Origin of the sequence: Vibrio sp. 10N.286.51.B11 (assembly GCF_041469245.1) — a bacterium.
Lineage (GTDB): Bacteria > Pseudomonadota > Gammaproteobacteria > Enterobacterales > Vibrionaceae > Vibrio > Vibrio crassostreae_C.
Genome location: NZ_JBFRKI010000020.1, coordinates 15,566 through 40,373 on the forward strand (window position 1 = coordinate 15,566; position 24,808 = coordinate 40,373).

Annotated in this window: 21 protein-coding genes and 1 pseudogene; 11 read left to right on the forward strand and 11 right to left on the reverse strand. The window is 45.1% G+C overall.

Annotated elements, in window-relative coordinates; genetic code table 11:
* Nucleotides 1–69: 69 nt before the first annotated feature.
* Entirely contained in the window at nt 70–1,113 is a 1,044-nt protein-coding gene (locus AB4154_RS10735) for an endonuclease/exonuclease/phosphatase family protein (RefSeq protein WP_372122983.1), read from the reverse strand.
* A 337-nt stretch (nt 1,114–1,450) separates the two neighbouring features.
* Here AB4154_RS10735 and AB4154_RS10740 point away from each other — a divergent pair, with 337 nt between their 5' ends.
* The 5 genes from AB4154_RS10740 to AB4154_RS10760 all read left to right on the forward strand — a co-directional run bounded on the left by AB4154_RS10740 (nt 1,451) and on the right by AB4154_RS10760 (nt 7,817).
* Entirely contained in the window at nt 1,451–3,346 is a 1,896-nt protein-coding gene (locus AB4154_RS10740; RefSeq protein WP_017068488.1) for an extracellular solute-binding protein, read from the forward strand.
* A gap of 12 nt (nt 3,347–3,358) precedes the next feature.
* The gene (locus AB4154_RS10745; RefSeq protein ID WP_004730359.1) at nt 3,359–4,447 is read left to right on the forward strand and encodes a microcin C ABC transporter permease YejB; all 1,089 of its coding nucleotides are present in this window, start codon (nt 3,359–3,361) and stop codon (nt 4,445–4,447) included.
* A gap of 31 nt (nt 4,448–4,478) precedes the next feature.
* The gene (locus AB4154_RS10750; RefSeq protein ID WP_017060847.1) at nt 4,479–5,501 is read left to right on the forward strand and encodes an ABC transporter permease; all 1,023 of its coding nucleotides are present in this window, start codon (nt 4,479–4,481) and stop codon (nt 5,499–5,501) included.
* A gap of 9 nt (nt 5,502–5,510) precedes the next feature.
* The gene (gene yejF, locus AB4154_RS10755; protein WP_372122985.1) at nt 5,511–7,163 is read left to right on the forward strand and encodes a microcin C ABC transporter ATP-binding protein YejF; all 1,653 of its coding nucleotides are present in this window, start codon (nt 5,511–5,513) and stop codon (nt 7,161–7,163) included.
* Nucleotides 7,164–7,280: 117 nt separating this feature from the next.
* A complete protein-coding gene (locus AB4154_RS10760) occupies nt 7,281–7,817 on the forward strand; it encodes an RNA-binding S4 domain-containing protein (protein ID WP_017064730.1) in 537 nt (178 codons plus the stop codon).
* A 183-nt stretch (nt 7,818–8,000) separates the two neighbouring features.
* Here AB4154_RS10760 and AB4154_RS10765 read toward each other — a convergent pair whose 3' ends face one another.
* From AB4154_RS10765 to AB4154_RS10810, 10 genes are all read right to left on the reverse strand, one after another.
* A complete protein-coding gene (locus tag AB4154_RS10765; protein WP_017060844.1) occupies nt 8,001–8,444 on the reverse strand; it encodes a F0F1 ATP synthase subunit epsilon in 444 nt (147 codons plus the stop codon).
* Between the two features lie 14 nt (nt 8,445–8,458).
* Entirely contained in the window at nt 8,459–9,844 is a 1,386-nt protein-coding gene (gene atpD, locus AB4154_RS10770) for a F0F1 ATP synthase subunit beta (RefSeq protein WP_210441835.1), read from the reverse strand.
* Nucleotides 9,845–9,888: 44 nt separating this feature from the next.
* A complete protein-coding gene (atpG, locus tag AB4154_RS10775) occupies nt 9,889–10,758 on the reverse strand; it encodes a F0F1 ATP synthase subunit gamma (protein WP_017064727.1) in 870 nt (289 codons plus the stop codon).
* 46 nt (nt 10,759–10,804) lie between these two features.
* The gene (gene atpA, locus AB4154_RS10780; RefSeq protein WP_017060841.1) at nt 10,805–12,346 is read right to left on the reverse strand and encodes a F0F1 ATP synthase subunit alpha; all 1,542 of its coding nucleotides are present in this window, start codon (nt 12,344–12,346) and stop codon (nt 10,805–10,807) included.
* A gap of 9 nt (nt 12,347–12,355) precedes the next feature.
* Nucleotides 12,356–12,907 (reverse strand): F0F1 ATP synthase subunit delta, encoded by a 552-nt coding sequence (locus AB4154_RS10785; RefSeq protein WP_017060840.1) that lies wholly within the window; start codon nt 12,905–12,907, stop codon nt 12,356–12,358.
* Between the two features lie 11 nt (nt 12,908–12,918).
* A complete protein-coding gene (locus AB4154_RS10790; protein WP_372122987.1) occupies nt 12,919–13,389 on the reverse strand; it encodes a F0F1 ATP synthase subunit B in 471 nt (156 codons plus the stop codon).
* 54 nt (nt 13,390–13,443) lie between these two features.
* Complete coding sequence (atpE, locus tag AB4154_RS10795; RefSeq protein WP_004730405.1) at nt 13,444–13,680, reverse strand: F0F1 ATP synthase subunit C; 237 nt, start codon at nt 13,678–13,680, stop codon at nt 13,444–13,446.
* A 47-nt stretch (nt 13,681–13,727) separates the two neighbouring features.
* Entirely contained in the window at nt 13,728–14,498 is a 771-nt protein-coding gene (gene atpB, locus AB4154_RS10800) for a F0F1 ATP synthase subunit A (RefSeq protein ID WP_017060838.1), read from the reverse strand.
* Nucleotide 14,499: 1 nt separating this feature from the next.
* Nucleotides 14,500–14,901, reverse strand: coding sequence for a hypothetical protein (locus tag AB4154_RS10805; protein ID WP_017060837.1), 402 nt, complete (start codon nt 14,899–14,901; stop codon nt 14,500–14,502).
* 717 nt (nt 14,902–15,618) lie between these two features.
* Complete coding sequence (locus AB4154_RS10810) at nt 15,619–16,503, reverse strand: LysR family transcriptional regulator (RefSeq protein ID WP_017071346.1); 885 nt, start codon at nt 16,501–16,503, stop codon at nt 15,619–15,621.
* Between the two features lie 157 nt (nt 16,504–16,660).
* Between AB4154_RS10810 and AB4154_RS10815 the strand changes: the two genes are divergently transcribed.
* From AB4154_RS10815 to AB4154_RS10840, 6 genes and pseudogenes are all read left to right on the forward strand, one after another.
* Nucleotides 16,661–17,059 carry a RidA family protein gene (locus AB4154_RS10815; RefSeq protein WP_017060835.1) on the forward strand — a complete coding sequence of 133 codons (399 nt, stop codon included), beginning with the start codon at nt 16,661–16,663 and terminating at the stop codon, nt 17,057–17,059.
* A gap of 187 nt (nt 17,060–17,246) precedes the next feature.
* The gene (locus AB4154_RS10820; protein ID WP_017060834.1) at nt 17,247–18,707 is read left to right on the forward strand and encodes an aldehyde dehydrogenase family protein; all 1,461 of its coding nucleotides are present in this window, start codon (nt 17,247–17,249) and stop codon (nt 18,705–18,707) included.
* 206 nt (nt 18,708–18,913) lie between these two features.
* Entirely contained in the window at nt 18,914–19,909 is a 996-nt protein-coding gene (locus AB4154_RS10825; protein ID WP_372122989.1) for a membrane dipeptidase, read from the forward strand.
* 230 nt (nt 19,910–20,139) lie between these two features.
* Nucleotides 20,140–21,747 carry a BCCT family transporter gene (locus AB4154_RS10830; protein WP_372122990.1) on the forward strand — a complete coding sequence of 536 codons (1,608 nt, stop codon included), beginning with the start codon at nt 20,140–20,142 and terminating at the stop codon, nt 21,745–21,747.
* 273 nt (nt 21,748–22,020) lie between these two features.
* A pseudogene (locus AB4154_RS10835) lies at nt 22,021–23,834 on the forward strand (hypothetical protein).
* The gene (locus tag AB4154_RS10840; RefSeq protein ID WP_372122992.1) at nt 23,831–24,568 is read left to right on the forward strand and encodes a DUF3726 domain-containing protein; all 738 of its coding nucleotides are present in this window, start codon (nt 23,831–23,833) and stop codon (nt 24,566–24,568) included. Before AB4154_RS10835 ends, AB4154_RS10840 begins: the two are co-directional and overlap by 4 nt.
* Nucleotides 24,569–24,808 lie beyond the last annotated feature (240 nt).

Below are 24,808 nucleotides of genomic sequence, written 5' to 3' on the forward strand. Positions count from 1 at the left end.
GGTTAGCTCAACCCGTTTAGCTAAAGTGGAAGGCCGCAGTTTTTGACTGCGGCTTTTTTATGTTTAACTCTAGGCTTCACGAATATGAGCGGTAACAGACACGATGGCATGGTCCGTACTGAATTGGTCGTGTTCAAAGCTTGGATTGGTGAGGTGATGGTCTAACACTGTGTAGCTAGAGATCTCCATCAAACTAGACGAGTTCTGACAATCAAACTCGTTCGACATCAAAATGTAGTCCAGTACAGACCCAGATGCGCCGTAGTAATGGGTTGGCTTACGCTGTTCAAGCAAATCTTCTTCATGTAGCTGATGGTAAAGATCCCAGCTGTCTTTTAATCGAAAGTGGGATAGCCAATGCTTGCTGTTTTCGTCTCGGTTGATTGAGTAACTCAACAGCCCTTTAAACTCATCATTAAATAGAGGCTTATTAAAATCACCCATCAACACAACAGGTTGATCGGTTTGGTAGCGTTGGTTGGTGATGTATTGATGCAGCATCTGAGCTTCTAGACCGCGTTGGACACTTGATAGCCAAGAGCCAAGCTGTTCTTGGTGAAAACGAGTGAGCGTGTCACTTTGTGGTTTTGCACCTTGCTGAGTGTTGTCCGCATCGACAGATTCTGCTTTTGGCTCTGTCGGACGTTGTGATTTGAAGTGCACCACATAACAGTCGGTTGAACCTAAATGGGGTAACGTAATCGTCGCGTGAACAGGCGTTCTGTTGAATGAGAATTTGTCGTCAAGGTTGAATGCTTTCAGTAACTTCGAATCTGGCGTAACAGGCTGCACGTTTTCAATCGGGTAACGGGAAGCGATCCCAACGACAGGTGAGGTGTATAGGTAATCATCTTCAACGTGTGCGCTATCGACCACTGCAAAGTATGGATAACCTAGGTCGTTCATCAATTGCTCTAAAGACTGCGGGCTAAATATCTCTTGGAAGCCAATCACATCGCAATCTAATGAACGAATCGCTTCAGCCATCCAATGTTGCTTCTTCTGCCATTCTTCGAAGCTGTAGATGTTCTCAAAATCATAATAAGCATTCGGTGGCTCGAGATAGTTCAGAAGGTTGAACGTTGCGAATGTTATTTGGTTTGGTTTGTTCAAAGTGTCATTCCATTTAGACCTAGGCAGCAAGGATACTCCAGTAAAAGTATAGTTTGTTGATTATTTAGAACCTAAACTTCAATTTAGAAGCGAATCAAAGGAAATCTAAGCGGTGGAGGCTTGTGTCATTCAGGCTAAGCAATCAAAGCTCACTGCATCCAATAACTTCGAGTGGTGACGAGTAATTTGTAAATAAACCGTCAGAGATAGAGTGCTGATGGTTTTATTAGTTATTACATGATGTTAGATTTGAACCTATACTTGATTTAACGGCATGCATTCAAAGCCGATAAATCAACTTGAATATAGAATTCATGACATTTGAAGGGAGAGTCAAATGGGAACAGTTTTTCGACGCAAAGCCTCGCAACGCACTCAGTTTTTCAGGTTTAATTTGAAGTCATGTGCAATCATGTTGCCGCTTATTGCTTTACAACCCTCCGTTACTTACGCTTCTGAAACCCAATCAACTCCTGCTGTCACCGTTATTGAAACCACACAACTGGTTGGTTTTGGTGAAGCAAAATATCCAGCCGATTTCACTCACTTCGATTACGTTAATCCTGATGCGCCAAAGCAGGGCAAAGTGACCTATGGCAGCATAGGTACGTACGATAGCTTTAATCGATTCGGTTCCCGCGGCGTTGCTGCAAGTTATACCGGAGAGATTTACGATACCTTGATGTTTTCTCCGAGTGACGAGATTGATGCGTACTATCCATTGATCGCTTCAAAGGTTCGCTACTCCAGTGATTTCACTTGGATGGAAATCGACATCAACCCAAATGCTAAATTCCAAGATGGCGAGCCTATCACTGCGCATGATGTTGCCTTTACTTTTGACAAGTTCTCAACCGAGGGCGTGCCTCAGTATCGTGTGTATTACAAAGAGATTAAGTCAGTAAAAGCGGTCTCTGATTTGGTTGTTCGTATTGAAATGAACAGTCCAAACCGCGAAAAACTGTTTAGCTTCGCGCAAAGCACTCGTGTATTGCCGAAACATTTCTGGAAAGACAGAAAGCTGTCTGAGCCTCTAAGTGAGCCACCAGTCGGTAGTGGTCCTTATAAGATCATCAGCTACAAATCAGGCCAAAGTGTTACCTATGGTCTAGATGAAAACTACTGGGCAGCAGACCTACCAGTTAACGTTGGCCGCAATAACTTCAAGCAGGTGCAATACGATTACTACCGTGACGACACGGTAATGTTGGAAGCGTTCAAAGCAGGGGAGTTCGATCTTCGAACCGAGAATTCGGCTAAGTTCTGGGCTAACTCTTATACGGGCGCGAACTTCGATAAAGGCTACATCATTAAAGAAGAGATCAACCACGAGAAGCCTGAAACGACTCAAGGTTTCGTCTTCAACATTCAATCACCTGTGTTCTCGGATCCTAAAGTGCGTGAAGCGTTAACCTATGCGATGGACTTTGAGTGGATGAACAAGAACATGTTCTATGGTCAGTACAAGCGTACTCGTAGCTACTTCCAAAATACCGACTACGAAGCGAAAGGCTTACCAAGCGAAGCTGAAGTCGAGTTGTTGTCTCAATACAAAGATCAGATTCCACCGCGAGTTTTCACCGAAGAATTCCAACCACCCGTCACCGATGGTAGCGGTCGTATTCGTAGCCAAATGCGTACCGCTTTCAAATTGTTGAAAGAAGCGGGTTGGGTGCTGAAAGACAAAGTCATGACCAACGAAAAGACTGGCAAGCCGATGTCATTTGAGTTGTTGATTTACAGCCCAACCACGGAACGTATCGCAACGCCGGTTCAAAAGAACCTTAAGCGCATGGGTATTGAGATGAAGATCCGTACCATCGATACCACTCAATACATCAAGCGCTTGCGTGATCGTGATTTCGACATGGTTTCGTCGTCATTTTCCGCAAACCCTTATCCTAGCCCGAACTTAATGATCGTTTGGAACTCTAACTACATTGATTCTACTTACAATACTGCAGGTGTTATCGATCCAGTGGTTGACGCGTTAACAGAAGAAATTGCGCGTAACCAACAGCACCCTGAAAAGCTTCTTACACTAGGTCGTTCACTAGACCGAGTATTGCAGTGGAATTTCTACAACATCCCGCAATGGCACGTTGGCGAGTATCGCGTAGCAATGTGGGACAAGTTTGAGCGTCCAGATGTATTGCCTAAATACGATTTAGGTATCGATACATGGTGGATTTCAGAAGAGAAGGCGGCTTTGCTTCCTGAAAAACGTCGCTAGGAGTTAGTTAGCATGGCCGCGTATATATTTCGACGTTTATTGTTGGTGATCCCCACGCTGTGGGCGATCATCACCATCAACTTTTTCATCATCCAGATAGCGCCTGGAGGCCCGGTAGAGCAAGCTGTTGCTCAATTAGAAGGGCATAACTCTGGCATTATGGAGCGTTTTTCTGGTGGTGGACAAGAAGTTGATTTAAGTGAAAGTGATCAAGCGTCTGCCAGTGGCTATAAAGGCTCACGCGGGCTTGATCCTGAAGTGGTTGAAGAGATCAAAAAGCAGTTTGGGTTTGATAAACCGATTCACGTTCGCTACTTCGATATGTTGAAAAACTACGCGACCTTTAACTTTGGTGAAAGCCTGTTTAAGGGTGGTAACGTGATTGATTTAATCATCGAGCGTTTACCTGTCTCCATTTCCTTAGGGTTGTGGAGTACGTTAATCATCTATGTGATTTCGATACCCTTAGGCATTATGAAGGCGATACATCACGGCTCTCGCTTTGATATTTGGTCGAGCGCGGTGGTGATTGTCGGCTACGCGGTGCCGGGCTTCTTGTTTGCGATTATTCTGATTATCTTGTTTGCAAGCGGTAACTACTTCAGTTGGTTCCCATTGCGAGGGCTTGTGTCGAGTAACTTCGACCAGCTCAACTGGTATCAGCAAATTGGCGACTACTTCTGGCACTTAGCTTTGCCTATTTTCGCGATGGTCATCGGCGGCTTTGCCACACTCAGCATGCTGACCAAAAACTCCTTCCTTGATGAAATCAATAAGCAATATGTAGTGACCGCTCGAGCAAAAGGTTTGGACGAGAGCAGCATTCTCTACAAGCACGTTTTCCGTAACGCGATGTTGATCATTATTGCTGGTTTCCCGAGTGCATTTATTAGTATTTTCTTCACGGGTTCTATGTTGATTGAAGTGATGTTTTCACTCGAAGGCATCGGTCTGCTTGGCTTTGAGTCGACCATTCAGCGAGATTACCCAGTGGTGTTCAGCTCTCTCTATATCATGACCTTGCTTGGCTTGGTGCTGAGCATTATCTCCGACCTGACGTATACCTGGGTTGATCCTCGAATTGATTTTGAAGCGCGTTAATGGCGAATGAATAAAAAGGTATTGATAATAAATGTTTAACAACCCTTTAGCTGAAGCTCGTTGGTTACGTTTTAAAGCAAATAAGCGTGGTTTTATCTCCCTTTGGATATTTACCATCTTGTTTGGCTTGAGCCTGTTCGCTGAGATCATTGCCAATGATAAACCACTCTTGGTTTCTTATGATAATCAGTGGTTTGTGCCTGTTATCAATGAATATGCCGAGACGGAGTTTGGTGGTGAGTTTGAAACCGAGGCCGACTACAAAGACCCGTATGTTATCGAGCTCATTGAAGACAACGGTTACATCGTGTGGCCAATCATTCCGTTTAGCTACGACACAATAAACTTCGATATTTCAGGTGCGGTGCCATCGGAGCCCGATTCGGTGAACTGGTTAGGGACTGATGATAAGGGGCGAGATGTATTAGCTCGTATCATTTATGGCTTCCGTATTTCCGTTCTATTTGGTTTTATTCTGACCATTGTATCGAGCGTGATTGGTGTCGTGGTTGGCGCAACACAAGGCTACTACGGTGGCTGGGTTGATCTATTCGGACAACGCTTCATTGAAGTCTGGTCTGGTATGCCGACCCTGTTCTTGCTGATTATTTTGTCGAGTTTTATTGAGCCGAATTTCTGGTGGTTGCTCGGGATTATGGTGCTGTTTAGTTGGATGAGTTTAGTAGGCATCGTGCGAGCGGAATTTTTACGCTGCCGAAACTTCGATTATGTGCGAGCCGCGCAAGCCATGGGTGTTGATGACAAACGTATTATGCTTCGTCACATGTTACCTAACGCGATGGTTGCATCGTTAACCATGATGCCGTTTATTCTTTCAGGCTCGGTGACCACACTGACTTCGTTAGACTTCTTGGGCTTTGGTCTTCCTGCGGGTTCGCCTTCGTTAGGTGAGCTTTTGGCGCAAGGTAAAGCGAACTTACAAGCGCCTTGGCTTGGTATCTCCGCTTTCGTCGTGCTTTCACTGATGCTGACGTTACTTGTCTTCGTTGGTGAAGCGGTACGTGATGCCTTCGACCCACATCAACAGAAGTAAGGATAAGTTATGACTTCAAATACAGCTCCTACTTCAGGGTCAACAGCAGAGGCTGCTAATGCCTCTCCAGTTCTGACCATTGATAAATTGTCTGTCGGTTTCGGGCGTAAAGACTCGATAGAGCAAGTGACTCATGATGTCTCGTTGGAGATATACAAAGGTGAGACACTTGCTCTGGTAGGAGAGAGTGGTTCAGGCAAATCGGTTACCGCTAATTCAGTATTGAAACTGCTGCCTAAAGGCTCGTCACATTACTTAAACGGTAAGATTAACTTCTCTGGCACCGATATTCTGAGTTGTTCTGAAAGACAACTGCGCGGGATTCGTGGTGGTCGCATCGGCATGATCTTTCAAGAGCCCATGGTGTCGCTGAATCCGCTTCATAGAGTCGGAAAACAGCTTGTTGAAACCCTCGCGATTCACCGAGGTATGAGAACCAACAAAGCGCAAGCCTTAGCGATAGAGTGGCTATCCAAGGTGGGGATTCGTTACCCAGAACAAAAGATATCAGCCTATCCGCACGAGCTATCTGGTGGAGAACGCCAACGCGTGATGATCGCAATGGCATTGATCAACGAACCTGAGCTGCTTATCGCTGATGAACCGACAACCGCATTGGATGTATCGGTACAAGCGCAGATTTTGGATTTGTTGAAAGACCTGCAACAAGAGCTCGGTATGGCGATGCTTTTTATCACTCATGACTTAAGTATCGTTCGTAAGATTGCCGACAGAGTAGCGGTAATGAAAGATGGTCGCTTGGTTGAAAGTAACGACTGTCATACCCTGTTTAACGCGCCTGCTCACCCTTACACTCAAAAACTTATTAACTCTGATCCGAAAGGTTTGCCCGTTCCTGTGTCACCCGAAAGCAAACCGCTACTCGATGTAAATCAACTTCGTGTTTGGTTCCCGATCACGGGCGGTTTATTCAAGCGCACCATTTCTCATGTTAAAGCTGTGACCGACATGGAGTTCACTTTGAAGAAAGGGCACTCAATCGGTTTGGTCGGCGAAAGTGGTTCTGGTAAATCGACGACCGGTATGGCGATACTTAAGCTGGTGGATAGTGAAGGGTCAATTACCTACTCGAGTGAACAGCTTCAAGGTTTAGACCGAAAACAAATGCTTCCGTTTAGAAGCCGCATGCAAGTGGTCTTCCAAGACCCGTTTTCTGCGCTAAACCCGAGAATGTCGGTCGCGCAAGTGATTGGCGAAGGCTTGTTAGTGCATCAACAATTGGATGAGCATGAGCTCGACCAACGCATCTGTGACGTAATGAAAGAGGTCGATCTCGACCCTGAAACGCGTCACCGTTACCCAAATGAGTTTTCTGGCGGTCAAAGGCAGCGTATTGCGATTGCTCGTGCTTTGATTTTAAAGCCAGAGTTTATCCTGCTCGATGAACCAACATCGTCATTGGACAGAACCGTTCAAGCTCAAGTATTGGATTTGCTGAAGTCACTTCAAGAAAAGTATGGCCTGACCTATTTGTTTATCAGTCATGATCTGAATGTCGTGAAATCCTTGTGTCATTACACCATCGTCATGAAAGCTGGCGAGGTAATAGAGAAGGGCGACACTGAGACTTTGTTTGGTAATCCGCAGCATGAATATACTAAGCAGTTGGTGAGTCTTTCGAATGTTGGTGGTGTTTTATAACGCAGAGGGTTTATTTAAAACAAATGGGCTCTGGTTGAATTCAACATGGTCATTTCGTTGTTTTAAGATTACACTGCGCCCAATATTTCAGAAGTACATATTTAGGTAGAGGTCACCATGGACCAAGAACATTACGAAGACGCTGATTACGAAGGCCAAGAGCTGGGCGAAGAAGGCGAAGAGATTGAAATTGAAGCAATTGGTATTGATGTTTCATCACAGCCAATCGAGCTCTACAAAGTGTTTAAAATTGCTAACCTAGTGAGTGGTGGCGGTGAAGCTAAGCACATCATCTCTGAAGGCTACGTAGCGGTAAATGGTGAGCTAGAAACCCGTAAGCGTCGTAAAATGTACGATGGCGACTTCTTTGAATTCAACCAAGAATACTATGTAGTGGTGTGTGATCAGCCAGTACAAGAAGAATCAGAAAAGCCGAAAAAGAAAGAAACGCCTAAAAAAGAGAACAAGGCGAAGAAAGGTCAGTCTAAAAAGGATTCTAAGAAGAAGGAATCTAAGAAAAGCAAAGCAGAAATGCTAAGCGCAAAGGCTGAACCAAAGAAAGAGAAAAAAGAGAAGAAACCGAAAAAGAAAGCGGATACGCCAAAGCCAACACGTGATGACAAAAGCGGCCGTAATTCGATTGAGTTCTTTTAAACTACAGTTCTAAACGACTGCTCTAAACTGCTTTTCTAAAACGAATCTTTTAAAACTATTCGTTTGAAATCAAGCAACGTTAGACCTAGGTTTTACGTTACGCAGATATCAAAAGGCTCACTAGTTAGTGAGCCTTTTTTGTATTTGTTTGCTAGCACAGCTAACGGCCAATAACGCTTATTCTCAGTGTCTTGTGTGAGAAGAAGTTAGCTCTGATGCACGTAACTGAGCAACGGCTTTCGCTAATTCTAGCTGAGCTTGTGCAAAGTTAATGTCTATGTTGCCCTTGTTGATGTTCTCTAGAGCGGCATATTTCGCTTCTTCTGCGCGAGCGCGGTCAATGTCTTTACCATGCAAGGCCGTGTCGGCTAATAACGTAACCACATCCGGCTGAACTTCCAGCATCCCACCAGAGACATACAGCACTTGGCCTTCTGATTTAGGGTCTGTAACGAACACGGTTACGCCCGGTTTGATCTTACTGAGAAGCGGGGAGTGACCGGGGCGGATCCCCAGTTCACCGTCAGCGCCAGAAACGGCTAGGGCATACGCTGGACCTGAAAACAGCGTACCTTCCGCACTTACAATATTAAGTTGAAATGTATTATCTGTAATTCCGATAGCCATGGTGCACCTGCCTCTTAGAGTGATTTTGCTTTGTTAAGCACTTCGTCGATAGAGCCACAGTACAAGAACGCTTGCTCTGGGATATCGTCATATTCACCGCTCAATAGACCTTTAAAGCCTCTTAGTGTTTCGCTTAGCGGTACAAAGACACCTTTCTGACCGGTAAACACTTCGGCTACGTGGTAAGGCTGCGTTAAGAAACGTTCAATCTTACGAGCGCGAGATACGGTCTGTTTGTCTTCAGTAGACAGCTCATCCATACCAAGAATCGCGATGATGTCTTTTAGCTCTTTGTAGCGTTGCAGCGTTGTTTGTACTTTTTGTGCAATGTCGTAGTGCTCTTGACCAACCACAAGTGGGTCCAATTGACGAGAGGTTGAATCCAATGGATCAATCGCAGGGTAGAGACCCAATGCCGCGATATTACGAGACAGTACAACGGTCGCATCTAAGTGAGCAAAGGTTGTTGCTGGTGATGGATCGGTTAAGTCATCCGCAGGTACGTATACCGCTTGGATAGAGGTGATAGAGCCTTGTTTTGTTGACGTGATACGCTCTTGAAGTACGCCCATCTCTTCAGCCAGTGTTGGTTGGTAACCTACTGCTGAAGGCATACGACCTAGCAGAGCTGATACTTCAGTCCCGGCAAGCGTGTAACGGTAAATGTTATCAATGAACAACAGTACGTCACGACCTTCATCACGGAAGCGCTCAGCCATAGTTAGGCCTGTAAGTGCTACACGTAGACGGTTTCCCGGTGGCTCGTTCATTTGACCGTAAACCATGGCTACTTTGTCTAGTACACCTGCTTCTTTCATCTCGTAGTAGAAGTCGTTACCTTCACGAGTACGCTCACCTACACCGGTAAATACAGAAAGACCTGAGTGGGCTTTGGCGATGTTGTTGATAAGCTCCATCATGTTGACGGTTTTACCTACACCAGCACCACCGAACAGACCAATTTTACCACCCTTAGCGAATGGACAGATAAGGTCGATAACCTTAACGCCTGTTTCTAGAAGCTCAGTGCTGTTTGCTTGTTCTTCATAAGAAGGGGCTTCACGGTGAATCTCGTAGTTTTCTTTCTGACCGATTTCACCACACTCATCGATAGGTTGACCAAGCACGTTCATGATACGGCCTAGCGTTTCTTCGCCGACAGGAACCGTGATTGGAGAGCCTGTGTTTTCAACCGTTAGGCCACGACGTAAGCCATCTGACGTACCCATTGCAATACAACGAACGATATTGCTACCCAGTTGTTGTTGTACTTCCAATACTAACGAGCTTGCTTCGTCGCTAGTCACTTTCAATGCATCATAAACGCGTGGGCTGTTGCCGCCGCTGAACTCGACGTCAACCACCGCGCCGATTACTTTAACTATTTTTCCAACACTCATTCTTAAATCCTCAAATTCTGTTCTTGACCCAGTCTTTTCTAGCCCTAGACAGCTTGGGCACCTGAGACTATTTCACTCAGCTCTTGGGTAATGGCAGCCTGACGCGCCTTGTTGTAGACCAACTGCAAGTCATCAATGAGTTGGCCTGCGTTATCAGTCGCCGCTTTCATAGCGACCATTCGGGCTGCTTGCTCACAGGCAATGCTCTCAACAATGCCTTGATACACTTGCGATTCGATGTATCGATGTAACAGTTCTGAGAGTATGTCTTTGGGTGCTTGCTCATAGATGTAGTCCCAACGACGCGCTTTTTTAGGCTCACCACCTTCCTCAGAATCCGAAGGGTGGGGGAGCAACTGCAAGGTCGTTGGCGCTTGAACCATGGTGTTGACGAACTGGTTGTAAACGAGATACAAGCTATCGATTTTACCTTCGTCGTAATGCCCGAGCATGGCATTCACCGTACCTAAGATGTCTTCTAACTTAGGTGTATCGCCAAGACCTGACGTTTGTGCAATAACGTTGCCGCCGCGTTGGAAGAACGAGATAGCCTTAGATCCCACTAAGGTTGTTTCTACCTCGACTCCCTTGGTGCGCCATTGCTCCATTTCTTCTAACACTTTCTTGAACAAGTTTGAGTTCAAGCCACCACACAAGCCGCGATCGGACGAGATAATGATGTAAGCGACACGCTTAGGTTCACGCTGTTGCAGGTAAGGGTGCTGGTACTCCAGGGAACCCGATGCAACATGAGAGATAACTTTTCGCATGTTCTCGGCGTAGGGCCGAGTTAGCGTCATGTTGTCTTGAACCTTGCGCATCTTACTTGCTGCAACCATTTCCATTGCGCTAGTGATTTTCTGAGTGTTACTAACACTGGCTATCTTGGTGCGAATTTCTTTAGTACTTGCCATAATCTGCTCCTATTTGTTTTGATTTCCAGCTAACAAACCGGAGCACTTACCAAGCTTTCATCCCAACAAAACCTTCTAGGATCTCTTTAAGAGCACCGTCGATTTCGTCATTGTAATCGCCTGTCGCGTTGATTTTTTCGAACAACGCAGGGTTCTGACCTTTGGCATAAGCAATCAGCTCTTCTTCAAAACGGGCAATGTTGTTTAGCTCAACACCGACCAAGTAGCCTTTCTCTGCTGCGTAGATAACCGTTGCTTGCTCAGCGACTGACATTGGAGAGTATTGTTTTTGCTTCATTAATTCGGTAACACGCTCACCATGGTCTAGCTGTTTGCGCGTCATCTCATCTAAGTCAGAAGAGAACTGAGCAAAGGCCGCCAGCTCGCGATATTGAGCTAATGAAGTACGGATACCACCAGACAGTTTCTTGATGATCTTGCATTGCGCCGCACCACCCACACGAGATACCGAGATACCTGGGTCTACTGCAGGACGTAAGCCTGAGTTAAACAATTGGGTTTGAAGGAAAACCTGACCATCGGTGATTGAGATTACGTTGGTTGGTACAAACGCTGATACGTCACCCGCTTGAGTTTCAATGATCGGAAGCGCCGTTAATGAGCCAGTTTGACCTTTCACTTCACCGTTAGTGAACTTCTCTACATACTCTGCATTCACTCGTGCTGCACGTTCTAGAAGGCGTGAGTGAAGGTAGAATACGTCGCCAGGGAAGGCTTCACGACCCGGTGGGCGTTTCAATAGCAACGAGATTTGACGGTAAGCAACGGCTTGTTTTGATAGGTCATCATAGATGATCAATGCATCTTCACCGCGGTCACGGAAGTACTCACCCATAGTGCAACCGGCATAAGGTGCTAGGTATTGAAGCGCTGCAGACTCTGATGCTGATGCCACGACTACGATGGTGTTTTTTAGCGCATCGTGGTCTTCGAGTTTACGAACCACGTTAGCGATAGTGGAGGCTTTTTGGCCAATCGCCACATACACACATTTGATGCCAGAATCTTTCTGATTGATGATCGCATCGATAGCTAACGCTGTTTTACCCGTCTGACGGTCACCGATGATAAGTTCACGTTGACCACGACCGATTGGCACCATGGTATCAACCGCTTTATAGCCAGTTTGAATTGGCTGATCAACAGACTTACGTTCGATTACACCGGGTGCAATCACTTCTACAGGGTCGAGTCGGTCACAACTTACTGGGCCTTTGCCATCGATTGGCTCGCCTAATGTGTTCACAACACGGCCAAGAAGACCGTTACCGACGGGGACTTCCAAGATACGACCTGTACCTTTCACTTTCATACCTTCAGATAGGTCAGTGTAGGGGCCCATAACCACCGCACCTACTGAGTGCGTATCGAGGTTAAGTGCGAGTGCGTATTTGCCACCTGGTAGCTCAATCATCTCGCCTTGCATAACATCAGCAAGGCCATTGATTGTGATGATGCCATCACGAACCGATACGATAGTGCCTTCATTGCGAGCCTCGGTGCTCACATTAAATTTCGAGATGCGTTCTTTGATTAGATCGCTGATTTCATTTGAATTTAATTGCATAATTGTTACCTATCTCGCGTGAAGTTGATGAGCCAATCGGTCAATTGATGTGTTTAAAGAACCATCGATAACGGTTTCACCCGCCTTGATGACCATTCCACCTACTAACGTGTCATCAATAACCTGCTTCATTTCAACCTGACGCTCTAATTTCTTCTCAAGTGCAGCTGTTAGTGACGTAACTTGATCTTGTGTCAGCATTTCTGAACTGGTGACAGTGACAGGCACTACACGTTCATGTTCGTCCTTTAGCTCGCAGTACAATTCAAACAGGTCTCTTACAACAGAAAGGCGGCCGTTCTCGGCCAAGACTCGAATAAGATTAATGACGTGGTCATCAACGAGTCCTTGGCAAATATGAATGATGAGGTTTGCCAGCTCTTCTGTTTGGTGTGTAGAAGCACCTTCTGCTGAAGAAATCTGACTAGCGATCGTTTCTTCTTCCGCGACAGCCACAAGAATGGACAGCATTGAGTGCCACTCTTGTAACTGGTTTTCACCTAAAGCAAATTCAAACGATGCTTTGGCGTAGGGATGAGCAATATTGGTGTAATCTGACATATTGCCTCTCCTTAGAGTTCGCTAATCATTTGGTCAACTAGCGCTCGGTTCGTTGCGGAATCTAGGTTTTTGCTAATCAGTTTCTGTGCACTTTGAAGTACTGCGTCTGCCATATCTGCCTGAAGTTCACGGCGTATCTTTTGGCGTTCGCCTTCTAGCTCAGCTCTACCTTGTTCTAAGATGCGTGCCTTTTCTTGCTCGGCTTCTTGTTGCGCTAAGCTGATGATTTCATTGCGGCGTTTTCGGCCCTGTTCAACCAGTTCAGTCACATCTTTTCTTGCATCTTCGATGAGTTGCGCGCCATTTGATTTTGCTAGTTCTAGCTCTTTCGCAGCGTTCTCTGAGTGGCGTAAACCATCAGCGATTTCTTTTTGGCGCTCGTCTAACATCGCGGTGAGAGGGGGCCATACATATTTCATGCAGAGCCAAACAAAAATCACGAATGAGATTGCTTGTCCAAACATGCTTGCATTTAAGTTCATACCTTCCTCACTAAATCTTGATTATTTACAAATCGATCTTTCAAAGCGGTTTGATTAAGCCACGGCGAAGATGATGTATAGACCGATACCAACACCGATCATCGGTACTGCATCCACAAGACCCATCATGATGAAGAATTGAGTACGAAGCATTGGAGTAAGGTCTGGTTGACGCGCAACACCTTCAAGGTATTTACCTGCTAAGTTACCAATACCAGATGCTGCACCTGCTGCACCTAAACCGATCAGTAATGCACCTGCTACATATAAAACTGCGCTTACGATATCCATTTGTATCTCCGATAAATAATTTGTTAGTTAAATTTTTTAGTTATTAATTAGTGGTGTTCTTCTGTTGCCATACCTAAATAAACAACGGTCAGTACCATAAATATAAATGCTTGCAAGAATACGATTAATATGTGGAATAGTGCCCAAGGAACACTCAGTGCCCATTGCATCCACCATGGCATTAATGCGATCAGAATAAATATCATCTCACCTGCATACATGTTTCCAAATAATCGTAAGCCTAGTGATATAGGTTTTGAAATTAATGTTATTAATTCAAGAACTAAGTTAACAGGGTATAAAAGAGGGTTATCAAATGGCTGCGTAGTAAGCTCTTTGATAAAGCCTTTCAATCCTTTATTTTTAAATGTATAAGTCAACAGTAAGATAAATACACCGAGTGCCATCGACATTGGAATATTTACGTCCGCCGTTGGTAGATCTCTAAAGTGTTCTAGACCCATTGCACGACTTAATGCTGGTATGAAATCTATTGGTAATAAATCGACCGCGTTCATTAACAACACCCAAACAAAAGTGGTTAATGCCAGTGGCCCTATTAATTTATCCTCCGCTTGAAAAATCTCTTTTACTAGGTTGTTTACAAAATCAAATATCAGTTCGATAAAACATTGAAATCGACCTGGAACACCGCTGGTGCCCTTAGTCACTACGTATCGAAAAGCTCCAATAAACAGTAAACCCGTAATCCAAGATACCAACATCGAGTCGATATTGAACGCCCAGAAACCATCACCTGTAGTTAAGAAGGTTAAGTGATGCTCTATGTATTCGTGAGCGGTAGTTACTTGATCCATACTACACGTACTCCGATCTTGTAGAGGCAGTAATAAATGGTGTTAAGAAGTACCCAACCATAGTGAGAATATATGCGTACAATATTACTGGGTTATCCAATTTGAAAAACTGGAACGCCAAGATAAACATTAAGAACGTATAAGTTATTTTCACGACACGACTCATTTGCATTAAGTCACGTAAACTATAATTAGGATTCTTGCGCACCTTTAGGCTTGCATATATAAAACCAAACAGCGGAGGTAGCATCGCAATTCCGATACCCAAAGCCGACGATTCCATATCTACTTTATTACCAAAAAACACTTCATATAAAACTACACCGACGGCTAATACTACTTGGCAGAGAACAACTCTTTTAGCAGCAACAAGAATGTCACCACTTATCCCATTAAGCCTCATAATAAAACCTTATATTTAACAGTGTAAGCTCATATAAAACACAGTTTGAATATGTCTTGCTACTCGCATTTACTTGTTAATAAAACTTTGCTTGTTAACAAAGAGATAATCTTGCTGGTTTTATATCTCCTGACGAAATAGAACGATATAAACTAGTTCGCTCTCGTTTCGACAAAATATAAACTACGCCTAAAATTATGTGATCAAAACGACAAATATTGATATCAATAATTCCATTTTTGAAATGAATGTTTTTCATTTATGAAAGTAATAGTTCTATCACTTTATTCATGAATATTTAAGATGCTTTATCCTTGTGAAAAAGAGGGTCTTTTTAGAAGGGAGTAGCGAGCTAAATTTTCAACTTATGATCTTATCAATTAAGACTATTCAAACACTTAGGTTCATTTACAAGCTGAGTTGTGAAGTGTGATTTTGGTAGGGGTTAAGCTTGTTTGAGGCAATGATGGAAGATCTGGTTTTTCTGGTAAATTAAACGTACGTCGCTCCTTATCAATAAGCGAATATTTTTTATATTGTCGTCAGCTTGTCACTATTTGCGTGCGCGAGAGTGAAAATTCAGCGCCTAAATGTTGATGATATAGGAGTGAAATGGAGGACTGGGTGTGCGAGAAGCATGGTGCGGAGAAGAAACACCGAGTTTTGAGGAAGTTAATGGCAGCAGAGCGCTGCCTAATTTACTTAATCTAGGCTCTCTTATGACTCTTCATAACTGAGGTATTGAATACATAAGTCATGGAAAGCCTGTGCTTGTGGCGAGATCGTACGATCAGACAGTCTGAAAATGCCGATTTGTCGTTGCAAGGGTGGGTCAATTAGCGGAATCCACACCAAGCGGGTTTCATTGGTTGGGAAAGCCAGCTTAGGTAGCGTGGTCACGCCTATCCCGAGCTCTAACACCGAAAAAAGCGAGGTAATGTTCTCGACAGAGTACAGGGCTTGTTCGCTGAGCATGCGCGCAGGTGTTGGGTCCAGTAGGGTGCAAGTCCCGTTACGAATGAAGGGCTGCTTTAACAAGGTTTGCCATTCGATTCCTTCCTGTTGAGAGGCGATAGGGTTATCTTTGAGGCACACCACACCGATAGGATCAGAAAGCAAAGGCGTGAAGTCGATGCTCTCTTCTTCTAAATGGGAGCTATTACCGAGGGCAACATCCACCTCGCCAGAGAGTAATCTTGCTTCTACCCCTGCCGCATTATCATCAATCAAACTCACTTCTACATTCGGGTACTGCTCACAAAATGCCCCTAAAACACTAGGGATGAGTTTTGCGGCCACCGAAGGCACGCTCGCTATTCGAACTCTTCCTTGTTGTCCTGCTGCCGCTGCGCGTAAGTCATTGTCTAATGCTTTGTAAACGTTCAGAAATTGAATGATCTTGGGCAAACATATTTCTCCAAAAGGCGTCAGTGTCGATTTGTTGCCTGTTTCAAACAGAGGTTGGCCGAGTATTTTTTCCAACTCTTTTATCGAAGTCGAAAGTGCCGCTTGCGATCGATTTGCACGGTGAGATGCCGCTCTAAATCCACCTTCTTCGACCACCAAAACGAAATGTTTTAACTGTTGTAGCTTAATACTCATGACTCCGATCCTTCTCTAGCCCTTGCTATACCTTACTTTTTGCAAGGTGATAGATTTTATTTATCAAATGCACAAAATTTACCGTTAGATTTATCAGGCGTCAAGGTGCAGTATTTAACCATCTTGAAACATAGTTGTTACAAAGTTGGATGAAATCGTGAACGCACAAACTAAAAAACACCCAGTAAAAACCTCTCTTTTTGCTTCAAAAGCACCACTAGAGTGGGCAATCGTTAATAACGGCACTCTATACACTGCGCAGATTCCAATCGATGAAACGGGCGCAGTAGTAGAAGGCGGTATTGAAGCGCAAACGCGTCAGACTTTTAACAACCTTGTTCATACCTTGGAGTGTGCAGGCGAATCGATGGATTCTGTGCTGCAGGTTCTGATTTACGTGACTGACCGTGAATACCTGAAAACGGTAAACAGCGTATACGGAGAATACTTCAACGCACCTTATCCAAATCGTGCAGCAGTCGTTGTTGCAGGGCTAGCTAGAGAAGAGATGTTGGTTGAGTTCGTGGTTTATGCATCGGCGTCTCAACCTGAATAAATGGACTGTGAACTGAGGCAATTTGCCAATCAAAGCTGTTTGTCTACGCAGATCTTTACTAATACAAGCGAATAGTTTTACGTCTAGATACAAAATTAATACTTATTCTCTATATGAATTAACAATTTATTAATTAATCCGATGGTTGCCAGACTCAACCGCAACCTAACGTTACAAGGACAGAATGATGACTCACTTACAGAATGTTCAAGCAGAAAACGCACTTTACATTGGCGGCGAATGGCAAGCGGGTGTAAGCACCGTAGCGAACATTAACCCATCAGATATTTCTGAAAATATTGGCAACTTTGCACAAGCAAGTGCTGAACAAGTTCAACAAGCGATTTCAGCGGCGAAACACGCTCAACCAGAGTGGGAAAAAACGCCGATTGAACGCAAGCAAGCGGTGCTTCAAGCGATTGGTGATGAGCTGATTGCCCGTTGTGATGAGCTGGGCACTTTGCTATCTCGTGAAGAAGGTAAGCCTTTTGCTGAAGGTCGCGGTGAGATTTACCGTGCAGGTCAGTTCTTCCAATACTTTGCGGCTGAAGTGCTTCGCCAAATTGGTGACAACGCAGATTCTGTACGCCCGGGTGTTTCTGTTGAAGTGACTCGCGAAGCGGTGGGCGTTATCGGCATTATCTCTCCTTGGAACTTCCCGACAGCAACAGCAGCTTGGAAAATTGCTCCAGCATTGGCTTTCGGTAACAGCGTTATTTGGAAACCAGCAAACCTAACACCAGCAAGTGCGGTCGCGCTTACAGAGATCATCCACCGCCAAGGTATCCCTGCAGGTACGTTTAACCTTGTACTGGGTAGCGGTTCAACAGTAGGTGATGCACTGATCAACTCTAAAGAAGTGAACGGTGTGAGCTTTACCGGTTCTGTTGATACGGGTCGTAAAGTGGCAGCGGCTACAGCGCCAAACTTCGTTCGATGCCAACTAGAAATGGGCAGTAAGAACGCACTTGTTATTGCTGACGATGCTGATATCCAAACTGCGGTTGATGCAACGATTGCAGGTTCTTTCTCTGGCGCAGGCCAAAAATGTACCGCGTCTTCTCGCCTTGTGGTTATGGATAGCATTCACGACCAATACGTTGAAGCACTGATTAAACGTATGAGCGAGCTGAAAGTGGGTCACGCACTGGAAGAGGGGGTGTTCATGGGCCCTGTCGTTGATGGCAACCAACTTGAAGCAAACCTAGGTTGGGTTGAGAAAGCACGTCAAAGCGGCGGTGAGCTGGCATTTGGTGGCGAACGCTTGAGTATGAAGCACGAAGGTTTCTACATGTCTCCAACGCTGTTCTTGAACACTAAGAACGATTGGGAAGTGAACCAAGAAGAAGTGTTCGCACCAATGGCAAGTGTGATTCGTGTCGCTGACCTAGAAGAAGCGATTGCGACAACCAACGACACTCGCTTCGGTCTAACAGGCGGCATCATTACTCAGAGCCTACGTACTAGCGCAATGTTCAAGCAACAAGCGCAGACCGGTTGTGTGATGGTCAACCTACCAACAGCAGGCACGGATTACCACGTACCGTTTGGTGGTCGTAAAGAGTCTAGCTTCGGTCCTCGTGAGCAAGGTCAATACGCGAAAGAGTTCTACACAGTGGTTAAGACGGCTTACCAACGTCCTTACTAATCCACTTTCTAAATAAGAATTGGATAGCTGAATTAACTTCCTAGCTATCCAGCTATCGAATTGGCCTGATTCACAGAGTCAGGCCAACACCCAAACCAAAGCAGCAAACGAAATTAGACAAGTGATTTAACCCATTTTTGAAAACATGTTATTTGAGCGTGTTTTCAAAACCGAGCTAGAACACTGAGCTTTCAATAGGAGTGGTTATGTACCAGCAACGGATTGTTATAGATGGATTGCAATACTGCAATTGGAACAGAGAATATTTCCAAACACTAAAGGCGAGCGGCATTACAGCAGTTCACGCTACCGCGGTTTACCACGAGACAGCTCGTGAAACCTTATCTCGCTTTGCAGAATGGAACTTAAGATTCGAGCAGAATGCAGACATTATCATGCCTATTCATTCAATGGCTGATGTTGAAACTGCAAAAGCGACGGGCAAAGTCGGCATTTTTCTAGGTGCTCAAAACTGTTCTCCAATCGATGATGAGATTGGTCTTATCGAAGTGATGCGTCAGCAGGGTCTTTTGATCATGCAATTGACGTACAACAACCAGAGCTTATTGGCGACGGGTTGCTACGAGAAGAACGATACGGGTATTACTCGCTTTGGTAAGCAGGCGATTGAAGAGATGAACCGAGTGGGCATGATCATCGATATGTCTCACAGTGCCGAGCGTTCAACGCTTGAGGCGATTGACCTGTCTTCTCGTCCTATTTGTATCAGCCATGCGAACCCAACGTTTGCTCATGATGCACTAAGAAACAAATCAAACGATGTGATTAAAGCCCTAACCGCACGCGGTGGCTTAATCGGATTCAGCTTATACCCATTCCACCTACCAAACGGCAGCCAATGTACGTTGGAAGATTTCTGCCAGATGGTTGCGACTACGGCTGACATGGTCGGCGTAGAACACCTAGGTATTGGTAGTGACCTATGCTTAAACCAACCTCAAGCCGTTCTTGAATGGATGAGAAATGGTCGTTGGTCTAAAGCAATGGACTACGGCGAAGGCTCTGCGAACAACTCAGGTTGGCCAGATGCGTTGCCTTGGTTCTGTGGTAGTGCGGGTATGGAAAACATATATAACGGATTGATGCGTCATGGTTTCAGCGAGTCTGAAGCTGGGCAAGTCTTGGGAGAAAACTGGTTTAACTTCTTGAAAGATGGCCTAGAGCCTCAAACCAAGGGTTAACGGTTTCTCGCGAGCCATCATCGAATTAGCAGCCTTCTAACAAACGTTCAATAAGCAAGTGCTGCTTAAACCAATTTCACTATTCAAAAGGAACAACGGTCTATTTCGCAACGCGGTAACCCAAACATGGATTAGCCTGCCCAACACAAAAAACAATAGGGCAGGTGTTAAATACACCCTTGTAGTCATCATTCAAATGACAGCTGCAAAGAAACCTCTGGAGTCAGAGTATGTCTGATTTAACCAATAGCGTGAAATCTTCAAGCTTAAATGCGGGTCAAGCACACACAACAATTAATGCAAAAAGCAACACAAACGAGTCTGAGTCTACGTCAGACAAATTAGGCCTATCCAACCCAGCACTTTGGTACAGCGGCGGTTTTATCGCTCTGTTCGTGGCACTTGCTCTATTTGATGGCGAGCTGTTATCAAGCCTAGTAAATACGGGCTTTGCATGGTCTGTAAAAGTATTCGGTCCTTACTGGCAAATGCTTCTTCTTCTGACTTTTCTTATTGGTCTTGGCCTGGCGGCAGGGCGAACAGGCAAGGTTATCCTAGGCGGCATCGCTAAACCTGAAATGGACGGCTTCCGTTGGATGGCGATCATCTTCTGTACGCTACTGGCAGGTGGCGGTGTATTTTGGGCAGCAGCAGAGCCTATCGCTCACTACGTTAGCCCACCACCATTGTACGGCGCACAAGAAAACGCACAGCAAGGCGCGGTGAATGCTTTATCGCAATCCTTCATGCACTGGGGTTTTCTAGCATGGGCCATTGTCGGTAGCTTAACGTCTATTGTGGTGATGCACCTTCACTACGACAAAGGCTTACCGCTTAAACCTCGTATTTTGCTTTACCCAGTTTTAGGCGAGCGAGCATTGAAAGGTCACACCGGCGCATTGATTGATGCATGTTGTATTGTCGCAGTAGCGGCGGGCACCATTGGTCCTATCGGCTTCTTAGGCTTGCAAGTGAGCTACGCACTGAACGCACTGTTTGATATTCCTGATGGCTTCACGACGCAGCTTATCATCATCCTGTTCGCTATCGTTCTATACACATTGTCGGCATTAAGTGGTCTTAACCGCGGAATGCAAATGCTAAGCCGTTACAACGTAATTTTAGCAATGTCATTGATGGTCTACATTCTGATCTTCGGCCCAACAAACTTCATTTTCAATGGCTACATCCAAGGTGTAGGCAGCATGATAGACAACTTCATCCCAATGGCAACATACCGTGGTGACGAAGGTTGGTTGAGCTGGTGGACAGTATTCTTCTGGGGTTGGTTCCTAGGTTACGGCCCAATGATGGCAATCTTCATTGCACGTATCTCTCGCGGTCGTAGTATTCGCCAACTGGTTTCAACCATCAGCTTAGTTGCACCGTTTGTTACTTGTTTCTGGTTCACGATTGTTGGTGGCTCTGGCCTTGCGTTCGAAATCGCAGATCCAGGCAGCGTAAGTAAAGCGTTTGAAGGCTTTAACTTACCAGGTGCTCTGCTAGCGGTAACTCAGCAATTACCAATGCCGATGCTTATCTCTATCTTGTTCCTGATCTTAACCACGATTTTCATCGTAACGACTGGCGACTCAATGACTTACACCATCAGTGTTGTAATCAGTGGTGAGACAGAGCCGAATGCAATCATCCGTACTTTCTGGGGCGTGATGATGGGCGTAACGGCGTTGATTCTGATTTCTCTAGGCTCTGGTGGTATTTCAGCGCTGCAATCTTTCATCGTAATCACAGCGGTTCCGGTGTCCTTAATCTTGCTGCCATCGCTTTGGAATGCGCCTCAAATCGCAATCAAGATGGCGAAAGAGCAAGGTTTGTAGAAAGCAGAGTTTGTAGAAAAGCAGGATCTGTAAAGAAACTGTAGAGGAAACGCTCTCTAAAAATTAAAGAGAAACAAGGTATCAGCCTTTGAAATAAGGCTGATACCAGATTCCGAAAGGAAGAGAAAACCCGTACTGGTGAAGATACATCGGACGGCAACTATTTAGGTCAAGAGATCTAGTCAGGACAAATAATAAGGGGCGAGTTCGCTTGCCTCGATAACATCAATAACGATTAAAACGTGAAAGCTAACCAACATACTGTCGCTATACATGCTTCAAAAGACAGCAACGATCGGTTCTGAATGGCTAGCAAAACCCTTATAACTACAAAGGTGGTGAGCAAAATGGATGCACATCGTTCTACCTACACTGAATCAGCACTACGTGACGCAACGGTCGTCATGGCACCGGAAAGACTGGGTGCTATGCACCAAACACGCATCAGCTTCGTAAGAACTCTGATTCGTAAAATGGCGCAACAGCAATGGAAAGTGACTAAACATGAGTGGCAATTAGACCCTCAAGGGTATGGTCATGCAATCTATAAGCTACAGACGCCAAACCATGTTTATCATTTGGTTGTGTTCTGCGATGAGATTGCAGACGACGAACGAAATGACCGTGTAATTGCTGAAAAGTGGGACGTAACGTTTGCTCTGGTTCTTGGTGATGTTGATGTCACCCTACTTGAGAGACTTCGTGCGAATGTACCGCTTCAAGAAGCAGGCCGTAATCCAAATAATGTGCTTGTGTTGGCGCGTGCAAACAAAAGTGTACGTGTGTTTGAACACATCGTGAGTCACTTGGCTAAAGGTGTTCAACCAACGCCAAAAGAGCTGGCTGAAGTGGGTTACATCCTGCGAACGACAGCGGTATACGGTAATGGAAAATTTGGTATTGCTGACTTTAAAATCTTAGAGAAAAATGAAGATTTTAATCAGTCGTTTAGTGCGCAAATGTGTGCGGTTTATATGCTGCGTGAGTTCAGCCTAGATTGGGTTCATTACCTAGCTGAGCAACAGGGCGGTGAACAAGCGATTACCTTGCATAGAGGATTACAGCGTTACCTTGGTGTTGGTAATGCGACTGGTTTAGGCATGGCGCCATACCTTATTAACCACCCAAGTATTGTCGATCAATGGATGACAACCCGTGAACATGCATTGGCGGACGTGTTGGCTAGTCAGACCGATACGGCGTTGTTCGAGCCACTACGTAGATACGTTAAAAAAGCGATTTGTCATTTAGAACAAGTTGTTACCATCAATGAAAACCAGCAAGAGTTGAACAAAACCGCTGTTGATGAGTTAAAACACGCAGAACAGTCACTAGAAGCTTCTGTAAACCATTGCGATACATGGGCGCAGTTAGTTGAACAATCTAAGCACATGAGTATGGAAGCCCAAGAAATCCTTATCTCATGCTTGATGGAATTGTACCCAGAATTAGTGGACGCCCATCAAGAGCATATGAATTGTAGCGAAACACTCTCGCTTCCTAGTGGCAAAAAGATCCAAGACCTATTGGTTGTGTTAGAAGAAAAGTACCGTTGGGCGATCACGACTGACTTTACGAAAGCAGAAAATAACTACTGGTTCTGGTATCGCTCTCAGGACAAAGAAGAGCCAAGGCTCGGTGTTCGAGGCGAGGAACTCGGCGAAGAGCGCGAACTGCCGTTGGATATCGGCCGTCAAGCTTACCGTCTGTACCATGCTTTATTGCAATTCGCGCCAGAGCTTTCATTGGCTGAATTCCTTGTTAAACAACCGCAGCATCGTGCCATTGCGCGCCGTGTGTGGACGTTAGGTAACAAGGCGATGGGCGACATTCAAATGAACGTGCTGCACCAAGACTCGCCACCAATGCATTTGCTGCGTTGTAAGCTAGCGATGTTTGGAGCGACTAAGTTTGATCCTCGCTCAGACCGTTGGGTACGAGTGACGTTTTTCCAAGGTGCACCGTTGCTTGATGAAATTCATCAGGACGAATGGGTGTTCCCAATCTTACCAAGTGAAGCGGAGATCGCTGACTCAAATAAAGTTCCTACACATATCAACGCTCAACATGGAGGTAAATCGTTATGATCGTTTCTCACAATGAACTGGTAGCGGCCGTTAATAAAGCCTTTCTGGGTATGCGTCGTACATGTGGTGAAGCCGATGTGATAGCGAACATGGTGGCAGATTTACAAATGGTTGGCTTGGATGGTGTTCGTCATTTTAACAATGCGAGCAACTTTATGGGGCTAGAAGACGATTGCCCTGTAGACATCCAAGTGACAAGCGACAACACAGTTGAAGTGGACCTGCACAAGGCGAGCTTAGCGTGTCATCTTCCTGTGGTGATGGATTACGCCATTGAAAAAATGGTCGGTAAAAAGACGCTGAAAATCGAGCTAAACAACTGTCATAACCGTTGGTTAGCGTACAGTGAGCTTGTAAAACTGGCAGCGAAAGGCATCGCATGTACCGCACGTTGGGATAATGGCTCAAATCCTAAGAGCACCTTGTATGTGCTTAACCGTGGTTGCGTTGCACCAGAACTGTTTTTATCAGATTTGCCTCTGGCATCGGACGATCATATCCACAATATGACCATCGAGCTTTCCGTCCAGGATTTCGATATCGAACGTTTGTCAGATGGCTACCAAACACACATTGAATCGGAAGCGCTTTTCAAAACTCAAGAGAAAGCGTGGAACGATGGCATTGAAGTTGATGAGGCAGAGTGGGGCGCGTTGAAAGAAACGGCGACGGCTATCCTTGTTGAAAACAGCCAACGTTCAATTCAAGGTGCAGGTGAGCTCGAGGCTTCTTAGCTTTGTTTTATAGAGCTATAAGTTACAGAAGCTCAGTTTATAGATCTTTGGCTTATAGAAACTAAACCTATAAAGCCTGAGCTTGTTCAACCTAAAAACCTCATTTACAACAGATAAAACCAAAGAGCTTAACGTATCCTCACCTCGTTAAGCTCTTTTTATTTGTGTCCCACTTTTGTTCTTCTTCTCAATAGATCACATCTTAAACTCTCTGTTTTGACACAAGTTGTTACGCGTATA

What these genes read in the sequence shown, in the direction of transcription:
- AB4154_RS10740 (WP_017068488.1), top strand. Translation starts at nt 1,451, where the DNA reads ATGGGAACAGTTTTTCGACGCAAAGCCTCGCAACGCACTCAGTTTTTC.
- AB4154_RS10745 (WP_004730359.1), top strand. Translation starts at nt 3,359, where the DNA reads ATGGCCGCGTATATATTTCGACGTTTATTGTTGGTGATCCCCACGCTG.
- AB4154_RS10750 (WP_017060847.1), top strand. Translation starts at nt 4,479, where the DNA reads ATGTTTAACAACCCTTTAGCTGAAGCTCGTTGGTTACGTTTTAAAGCA.
- yejF (WP_372122985.1), top strand. Translation starts at nt 5,511, where the DNA reads ATGACTTCAAATACAGCTCCTACTTCAGGGTCAACAGCAGAGGCTGCT.
- AB4154_RS10760 (WP_017064730.1), top strand. Translation starts at nt 7,281, where the DNA reads ATGGACCAAGAACATTACGAAGACGCTGATTACGAAGGCCAAGAGCTG.
- AB4154_RS10765 (WP_017060844.1), bottom strand. Translation starts at nt 8,444, where the DNA reads ATGGCTATCGGAATTACAGATAATACATTTCAACTTAATATTGTAAGT.
- atpD (WP_210441835.1), bottom strand. Translation starts at nt 9,844, where the DNA reads ATGAGTGTTGGAAAAATAGTTAAAGTAATCGGCGCGGTGGTTGACGTC.
- atpG (WP_017064727.1), bottom strand. Translation starts at nt 10,758, where the DNA reads ATGGCAAGTACTAAAGAAATTCGCACCAAGATAGCCAGTGTTAGTAAC.
- atpA (WP_017060841.1), bottom strand. Translation starts at nt 12,346, where the DNA reads ATGCAATTAAATTCAAATGAAATCAGCGATCTAATCAAAGAACGCATC.
- AB4154_RS10785 (WP_017060840.1), bottom strand. Translation starts at nt 12,907, where the DNA reads ATGTCAGATTACACCAATATTGCTCATCCCTACGCCAAAGCATCGTTT.
- AB4154_RS10790 (WP_372122987.1), bottom strand. Translation starts at nt 13,389, where the DNA reads ATGAACTTAAATGCAAGCATGTTTGGACAAGCAATCTCATTCGTGATT.
- atpE (WP_004730405.1), bottom strand. Translation starts at nt 13,680, where the DNA reads ATGGATATCGTAAGCGCAGTTTTATATGTAGCAGGTGCATTACTGATC.
- atpB (WP_017060838.1), bottom strand. Translation starts at nt 14,498, where the DNA reads ATGGATCAAGTAACTACCGCTCACGAATACATAGAGCATCACTTAACC.
- AB4154_RS10805 (WP_017060837.1), bottom strand. Translation starts at nt 14,901, where the DNA reads ATGAGGCTTAATGGGATAAGTGGTGACATTCTTGTTGCTGCTAAAAGA.
- AB4154_RS10810 (WP_017071346.1), bottom strand. Translation starts at nt 16,503, where the DNA reads ATGAGTATTAAGCTACAACAGTTAAAACATTTCGTTTTGGTGGTCGAA.
- AB4154_RS10820 (WP_017060834.1), top strand. Translation starts at nt 17,247, where the DNA reads ATGACTCACTTACAGAATGTTCAAGCAGAAAACGCACTTTACATTGGC.
- AB4154_RS10825 (WP_372122989.1), top strand. Translation starts at nt 18,914, where the DNA reads ATGTACCAGCAACGGATTGTTATAGATGGATTGCAATACTGCAATTGG.
- AB4154_RS10830 (WP_372122990.1), top strand. Translation starts at nt 20,140, where the DNA reads ATGTCTGATTTAACCAATAGCGTGAAATCTTCAAGCTTAAATGCGGGT.
- AB4154_RS10840 (WP_372122992.1), top strand. Translation starts at nt 23,831, where the DNA reads ATGATCGTTTCTCACAATGAACTGGTAGCGGCCGTTAATAAAGCCTTT.